We start from the raw sequence: 6,861 nt of genomic DNA, 5'->3' as shown, positions 1-6,861 counted from the left end.
GGATACGGCGACCACCGAGATCTACACAAGGAGTATCGTCGGCAGCGTCAGATGTGTATAAGAGACAGGTGTGGGGGTCAGGGTCGGGCTCGGGGTGGGTGAGGCCGTGGGCGTGGGCGTCGGGCCCGGCGTCGTGGGCGGGACGGTGGGAACCGTGGGCCCGGGGGTGGGCGGTGCGGTGGTGGGTGACGCGGACGGGGACGGGGATTCCGACGGTGCGGCCGGGGCGCCCGGGGCGGGCGGTACCGCGGGCGGTCCGGGGGGCGGTGCCTGCGGGCTGCGCGGCGGGGCGTCGGAGGGGGCCGGGGAGGCGGGCGTCTGCGGTGCGACGGCCGCGGCCTGCGGGCGGGGCTTCGGGGTGGAGGTGTCGTCGGTGAGGACGTACCCGGCGGCCATCGCGGCTCCGGCGACGGCGACGACCGCGACGCCACCGGCCGTCGCGGCGGCCGGGCCGGAGCGGAGGCGCAGCAGTCGGCGCAGCGCGCCGAGGACGCTGCCGGGGGCCGGAGTGGTACCGGAGGAGGCCGCGGCGGCGGCCCCCGCACCGGCTCCGGCGCCGAGCAGCGGGAGGAGGAACTTCGCGGAGCCACCGGCCAGGAACACCAGCAGTGCGGGGCCGGTGAGCGCGGGCAGGCGGTGGTTGGCGCGGGTGAGCAGGGCGAGCCGGTCGCGGCAGTCGGCGCAGTCCGGGAGGTGGTCGGCGATGCCGTCGGCCTGCCGGGCGGTGGCCTCGCCGCGCAGGTAGGCGGGCATCCGTTCCCAGTGGGTGCCGCAGGCTGCCGTCTCGGGGCTGCCGGGCAATCCGCGCAGGAACGCCTGGCGCATGCCTTCCCGGGCGCGGTGGAGGAGGACGGCGGTGGCCCCCTTGCCCGCGCCGATGGCCTTGCCAACGGCCTCCAGCGGCTGGCCCTCGGCCTCGGCGAGCCAGAGGGCCTTCACCCAGCGGTGCGGGAGTTGGTCGAGGACGCGGGCGAGCTGGTCGACGTAGGCGACGCGTTGTGCGGGGTCCTCCGGCGGGGTGGCGCCGCCGACGGTGACGGTCTCGGGCCAGCTCCGGCCGTCCTCGGGGTCGCGGGGGACCTCGCGGGCGGCGTCCGATCCGGCGCTGGAGGCGAGGTGGCGGATGGTGGTCCGCAGATAGGCCGGGACGTTGTCGATGTGGTGGCCGCCGTGGATGCGGCGCCAGACGCGGAAGTGGGCCTCGGCGACGACGTCCTCGGCGAGCCAGGCGTTGGCGATCAGCGAGCGGGCGTAGCCGACCAGGCGCGGGTGCTCCTGGGCGTACAGCTCGGTGTAGACGTCGACGGCGGAGGCGCCGGGTTCCTCGGGGGCGCCGGCCTGTGCGGGGACCGACACCGTGGGGGTGAGCCGGTCCGCGGGCCACGCGGAGTCCGCGGGGGCTTCAGACATGGGGGGCAACCTTCGGAGTTCGCCCCGGGCGGGCGGCGGTGGCCGCGCGTTCCGGGGAGGGTCGGTCCGGGAGCTGGCCCGGAGGAGTTCGTCCACCTAGGAGCGTTGATTCTCCCATCTGTCGGGCCATGACCGGCACGTGGCATTGGTGAAAGGCGTCACGGCGCGCTCCCGTACGCCCCCGCTTGCGGCGCGGGCGCCCCACCCGGAAGCGACAACTGCGGACAAGTCAGGGTGGACAAGGGCGGGTAGGGGCAATCGCCCTGAATTGTCCTCAGTGGGGTCGGGGAGGCGCCGCCCCGGAAGCCATACGGCGACTTGACGCCACATCAGGAGGCCCGGCCACCCCGCTCGCGCCGGGCCCGTCCGTCACTCCCTCGCCTCCCCCTCGAAGAGTTGGCCCAGATGGAGGTCGAGCAGACGGAGCGCCTGTTCCTGGGTGTGGACCTCCAGGAGGAGGTAGGTGGAGAGGCCGTCGGCGAGGCTGATGAGGAGCATCGCCTCGTCGTCCGTGGCGCGGGCGGGCGGGAGTTCGCCGCGGTCGGCGGCGCGGCGGAGTTGTCCGGTGAAGAAGTCGCGGAGGTGGGGGATGCCGTTCTTGGCCTCGGCGCGCAGGTCGGCGTCGTGGACGGCGCGGACGAAGTAGGCGGCGCCGACGAGGGCGCCGGTGCGGCTCCGGTCGTCCAGCGGCAACATGCCGATCAGGCAGGTCCGGAGCACCTCGCGCGGGGTCGGCTCGCCGTCCAGCGCCTCGATGCGGTCGCGGATGCGGCGGTCGGCGAGGGCGTTGATGTGGCGGAGGGCGAAGGCGAGCATGGCGTCCTTGGTGCGGAAGTAGTGCTGCAGCCGCCCGAGGGAGATACCGGCTTCGGCGGCGACGTCGCGCAGTCCGGCGCCGTCCAGGCCGCGGGTGCTCGCGATCCGCCAGAGCGCCTGTGCGATCTCCCGCCGTCTGGCCTCGTGATCGACCTTCTTGGGCACGCCCGGCCTCCCGTCGTCGGGCCGGTTCCGTCCGGCCCGCTTTTACAAGTCACTCGTACGGTATAACGTACCCACGTCCAATACAGTTGACTTGCCAACGGGGGATCGCCATGCCCGGATCCGGAACCGCACCACCGCCTGCCGCAGCACCGGCGCTCAGGCCGCCCCGGCACCGCGTCGACCCGCGGGCGCGCCGCTGGTGGACGGTGCGGGCGCTGCTGACGGTGGGCGGCCCGGTGCTGCTGACGGCGGTGGCGCTCGCGCTCTGCGCCCTGCTCTTCTTCCCGGGGGCGCTGCCCTGGCTGGGCCCGCTGCTGGTGGCCCTCGTCGTCCCCGCGCTGCTGCATCTCGTGCTGATGCCGCGGGTGCGGTACGCAGTGCACGCCTGGGAGTTGGGCGGGCGGGCGGTGTACGCGTCCGACGGCTGGTACCGGCAGCGGCGGCGGATCGCGCCGCTGTCGCGGGTGCAGACGGTCGACACCGTCCGGGGCCCGCTGGAGCGCCGGTTCGGGCTGGCGACGGTCACCGTGACCACCGCCTCGACCGCGGGCGACATCAGGATCCGCGGGCTGTCCGAGGCGGGGGCGGAGGAGCTGTCCCGGCGGATCGGCGCGGCGGCGCAGCTGATTTTGGGGGACACGGCATGACGGACACGACGCGCCGCGCCCCCGGCGGCGGATGGCGCCGGACGCATCCGCGCACCCTCCTGGTGCACGCCACCTGGCCGCTGCCGCCGCTGGCCTCCCTGGGGGCGGCGGCCGTCCTCACCGGTGGGCGGATCCCGCCCGGCACCTGGATCACGCTGGCCGCGCTCACCGTGTCGTTCGCCGTGGTCACCGCGGTGGGCGCGGTGCGGTGGGCGCGTACGGAGTTCCGGGTCACCGGTGCGGCGCTGGAGGTGCGGACGGGGGCGTGGACCCGGCGGCTGCGCACCGTGCCGCTGGACCGGATCCGCACCGTCGATCTCACCGCGACGCCTCTCCACCGGGTGCTGCGGCTGGCGGCGTTGCGGGCCGGGACCGCGGGCGAGGGGAGCGGTGTGCCGACGCTGGACGCGCTGCCGGTCGCCGAGGCACGGCAGGTGCGGGACGCGCTGCTCGCCCGGGCCACGCCCGGTGCGGTGGCCGACGACCCGGTGCTGGCGCGCTTCTCGCCGCGCTGGCTGCGGTACGCGCCGCTGACGTTCTGGGTGGTCGGCGGGGTGCTGATCGCGGCCGGTACGGTCCACCGGGTGCTGCACGGCATGGGCGTCGACCTCTGGGAACTGGGCGTCGTCCGGCGGGCGTTCGCGGCGTTCGGCACGGTGTCGCCGTGGCTGACGGTCCCCGCGGCGCTGCTCGTCCTGCTGGCCGCCGGGGCGGTCGGCGCGGTGGCGCTGTACGCGGAGAACTGGTGGGGCCACCGCCTGGAGTGGGCCGACGGATCGACGCTGCGGGTGCGGCGCGGCCTGTTCACCACGCGGACGGTCACCATCGACCGGGCCCGGCTGCGCGGGGTGCTGCTCCGGGAGCCGCTGCTGCTGCGGGCGGGCGGCGGTGCGGCGGTGCGGGCGGTGGCCGGTGGCCTCGGCGACCGCGACGAGAACCGTGCGCGCAGCGGACTGCTGCCACCGGCGCCGCGGGCGCTGGCGGTGCGGGTGGCCGGTGGGGCGCTGGGGGCGCCGTTCCCCGATCCGCCGCTGCCGGACCGGGGCGCCCCGACGGCGCTGACGCGCCCGCCCCGGGCGGCGCTGCGCAGGCGGCGGCTGCGGGGGCTGTGCTGGGTGACGCTGCCGGGCACGGCGGTCCTGGCCGGTGGCGCGGCGGCCTGCACACCGGCGCTGCTGGTGTGGGCGGGGGCGTACGCGGTGGTGTCGGCGGCGGCGGTGGAGTGGGCGGCGCGGGAGGCGTACCGGGCGCTCGGGTACGGGCTGTGCGGCGGCCATCTCGTGGTGCGGTCGGGGGTGTTCGGCCGGGACACGCTGGCGCTGGAGCGGTCGGCGGTCGCGGCGTGGACGTTCTCCAGCACCCCGTTCGGCCGCCGCGCCGGGCTGGTGACGCTGACCGCCGCGTTCGCCGCGGGCGAGGGGCGGCACCGGATCCCGGATCTGGCGGCGGCGCGGGCGCCGGGGTTCGCCGCGGGCGCCGCGCCCGGCATCGTCGAGGAGTTCCTGGTGGGGGCGGCGGAGAGCGGGCGGCGCTGAGCGGGTGGTGCCGGTGACGCGGCGGCCGGATCGCGGCTACCCGCTTCTCCCCCGCCGATGCGCGCCATGACACAGATCACACCCCCTGTGCGTGCACGACCGGGGCCCCTCGTTCGTCCTAGGGGGTGAGTGATGCCGTGAACCGACCCCGTTGTGAGGAGCCGCCGCGATGCCCGCCACCATCGACCACGCCGTCCAGGTCCGCCTCCTCGCGACGACTCCCGGGCCGCACACGGTCCCCGCCGTGCTGCGGTACCACCCCCGCGATCCGCTGGCGGTGCGGATGTCGTTCCCGCCGGAGATCTCCCTCGACGGGGCCGCGGTGGACTGGGCGTTCGCGCGGGAGCTGCTGGCCGAGGGGGTGCACTCCCCCGTCGGCCGGGGCGATGTGCGGGTGCGGCCGGCCGGTCCGGAGCGCACGGTCATGGAGTTCCACGCCGACGAGGGCGTGGCGATGGTGCAGCTGCGCACCACGGATGTACGGCGCTTCCTGGCCCGCTCGTACGCGGCGGTACCGGCCGGTCAGGAGCCGACCCACCTCGATGTCGACCGTGGTCTGGCCGCACTCTTCGGCGCCGCCTGAGCGCCCGGCGTCCGCTCCTCCGCGCGTCCCCGGCGGGCACCGCTCCGTGCCCGCCGGGGACGCGGTGTCAGTGCTGCGGGAAGCCGAATCCGTAGCCCTGCTGCCGCAGCCACGGCAGCAGCTCGTCCAGTGCCTGGACGGTGCGGGAGCGGTCGCCGCCGCCGTCGTGGAAGAGGACGGTCGGGCCGTTCGACAGCTCGCTGCGGACGGTCGCCTCGATGGTGGCGACGGAGCCGCCCTCGAAGTCCTTGCTGTCGATGTTCCAGCCCAGCGGCCGCATCCCGTGCCCGGCGGCGAGGGTGCGGCTGTAGGGCGTGAAGGCGCCGCCGGGCGCCCGGTAGTAGCGCACCGGCGCGCCCCCGGCCTTCTCGATCATCCGCTGGGCGGGGAGGATCTGGTCCGACTGGTAGCGCTCGGGCCGGTGGTCCATGCCGGTGTCGTGGCTGATGGTGTGGTCGCAGAGGCGGTGACCGGCGGCGACGACCCGGCGGACGAGGTCGGGGTGGGCCGCGGCCTGCGGTCCGATCATGCAGAACACCGCCTTGACGTGGTGGCGTTCGAGGACGTCGAGGACCTTCGGGGTCCACACCGGGTCCGGGCCGTCGTCGATGGTGATGTTGAGGCTGCGGCCGGGGCGGTCCGAGGCGTGCACGATCGACGGGTCCACGGGCCGGGTCGTCGGACCGGGAGAGGCCGCCTGTGTCGCCCCGGGGGTGTCCGCCTCGGCGCTCGCGGGGCCGCCGGGCCAGGTCAGGGCGAGTGCCCCGGCGGCGCCGAGCGCCACCACCGTCGCGGTGACCGTCTTGAGAATGCCGCGCCCGCTCCCGAAGCGCCCCGCCCTGTTCATGCCGTCCCTCGCACCGTCTCGTGGGTCTGTCCGTGGTCTCGTGCGGTCCGGGCGTTTTCCGGCTTCCGGCCGCACCCCCACAGATGCGAAGGAAACCGATCAGGATGCCTCTGTTACCGATCCATCATGAAAGTTCTTGATACTGAACCCATGCCACGTGTACTTCTGATCGAGGACGACGCCGCCGTACGTGACGGGGTGTCCCTCGCCCTGCGGCGGCGCGGCCACGACGTCGCGGCGGCCGGCAGCGGCGAGGAGGGCCTCGATCTGCTGCCCGGCTTCCGGCCGGACATCGTGCTGCTCGACCTCATGCTGCCGGGCAAGGACGGCTTCGAGGTCTGCCGTCTGATCCGCACCGAGCGGCAGCTGCCGATCATCATGCTCACCGCACGCGGCGACGACCTCGACGTGGTCCTCGGTCTGGAGGCGGGCGCCGACGACTACATCGTCAAACCGGCCCGCGGCGAGGTCCTGGAGGCCCGCATACGGGCGGTGCTGCGCCGCACCGCACCGCCCGCCGACGGCTCTGCCGCCGCCGAGCCCGGGCCCGCGCCCGTCGAGTCGTACGGCGCGCTCGCCATCGACCGCGCCGGGCTCGTCGTCGCCAAGGACGGCCGGGACCTGGCGCTCGCGCCCTCCGAGATGAAGCTGCTGCTCTTCCTGTCGGCCACGCCCGGGCAGGTCTTCAGCCGCCAGCAACTGCTGGAACACGTCTGGGAGCACAGCTACCACGGCGACGCCCGGCTGGTGGACGCCTGTGTGATGCGGCTGCGGACGAAGATAGAGGACACCCCGCGCAGCCCCCGCTTCGTCCAGACGGTGCGCGGCTTCGGCTACCGCTTCGGCCCCCTGTGAGGT

At 75.3% G+C, this 6,861-nt stretch carries 7 protein-coding genes; 4 read left to right on the top strand and 3 right to left on the bottom strand.

All coding sequences use genetic code 11. From position 1 onward, the window contains the following. Positions 1-21: 21 nt before the first annotated feature. Together IF23_RS35335 and IF23_RS0106030 are read right to left on the bottom strand one after the other, a co-directional pair. Complete coding sequence (locus IF23_RS35335) at positions 22-1,410, bottom strand: sigma factor (protein ID WP_051739270.1); 1,389 nt, start codon at positions 1,408-1,410, stop codon at positions 22-24. A gap of 369 nt (positions 1,411-1,779) precedes the next feature. Then, on the bottom strand, positions 1,780-2,391 hold the full coding sequence (locus IF23_RS0106030) for a TetR/AcrR family transcriptional regulator (protein ID WP_030280588.1): 612 nt from the start codon (positions 2,389-2,391) through the stop codon (positions 1,780-1,782). Positions 2,392-2,501: 110 nt separating this feature from the next. Between IF23_RS0106030 and IF23_RS0106025 the strand changes: the two genes are divergently transcribed. From IF23_RS0106025 to ssgD, 3 genes are all read left to right on the top strand, one after another. Beyond that, positions 2,502-3,038, top strand: coding sequence for a PH domain-containing protein (locus IF23_RS0106025; RefSeq protein ID WP_030280586.1), 537 nt, complete (start codon positions 2,502-2,504; stop codon positions 3,036-3,038). After that, complete coding sequence (locus IF23_RS0106020; protein WP_030280584.1) at positions 3,035-4,573, top strand: PH domain-containing protein; 1,539 nt, start codon at positions 3,035-3,037, stop codon at positions 4,571-4,573. Before IF23_RS0106025 ends, IF23_RS0106020 begins: the two co-directional genes overlap by 4 nt. Before the next feature lie 169 nt (positions 4,574-4,742). Further along, the gene (ssgD, locus tag IF23_RS0106015) at positions 4,743-5,156 is read left to right on the top strand and encodes a spore wall synthesis regulator SsgD (RefSeq protein ID WP_030280582.1); all 414 of its coding nucleotides are present in this window, start codon (positions 4,743-4,745) and stop codon (positions 5,154-5,156) included. A gap of 67 nt (positions 5,157-5,223) precedes the next feature. On the opposite strand, the gene IF23_RS0106010 is transcribed toward ssgD, so the two are convergent. Then, positions 5,224-6,003, bottom strand: a complete 780-nt coding sequence (locus IF23_RS0106010) for a polysaccharide deacetylase family protein (RefSeq protein ID WP_030280581.1) — start codon at positions 6,001-6,003, stop codon at positions 5,224-5,226. A gap of 150 nt (positions 6,004-6,153) precedes the next feature. Between IF23_RS0106010 and IF23_RS0106005 the strand changes: the two genes are divergently transcribed. Continuing rightward, positions 6,154-6,858: a response regulator transcription factor gene (locus IF23_RS0106005; RefSeq protein ID WP_030280579.1), complete on the top strand. Its 705-nt coding sequence runs from the start codon at positions 6,154-6,156 to the stop codon at positions 6,856-6,858. Positions 6,859-6,861: the final 3 nt, after the last annotated feature.

The organism is Streptomyces catenulae (assembly GCF_000718015.1).
Taxonomy (GTDB): domain Bacteria; phylum Actinomycetota; class Actinomycetes; order Streptomycetales; family Streptomycetaceae; genus Streptomyces; species Streptomyces catenulae.
Note: the sequence above shows the minus strand (reverse complement) of the source record. Positions and strands in the feature narration are given on the sequence as shown.

Excerpts from the sequence above, each read along its gene's own strand:
- ssgD (WP_030280582.1), top strand. The coding sequence starts at position 4,743 with ATGCCCGCCACCATCGACCACGCCGTCCAGGTCCGCCTCCTCGCGACG.
- IF23_RS35335 (WP_051739270.1), bottom strand. The coding sequence starts at position 1,410 with ATGTCTGAAGCCCCCGCGGACTCCGCGTGGCCCGCGGACCGGCTCACC.
- IF23_RS0106025 (WP_030280586.1), top strand. The coding sequence starts at position 2,502 with ATGCCCGGATCCGGAACCGCACCACCGCCTGCCGCAGCACCGGCGCTC.
- IF23_RS0106010 (WP_030280581.1), bottom strand. The coding sequence starts at position 6,003 with ATGAACAGGGCGGGGCGCTTCGGGAGCGGGCGCGGCATTCTCAAGACG.
- IF23_RS0106020 (WP_030280584.1), top strand. The coding sequence starts at position 3,035 with ATGACGGACACGACGCGCCGCGCCCCCGGCGGCGGATGGCGCCGGACG.
- IF23_RS0106005 (WP_030280579.1), top strand. The coding sequence starts at position 6,154 with ATGCCACGTGTACTTCTGATCGAGGACGACGCCGCCGTACGTGACGGG.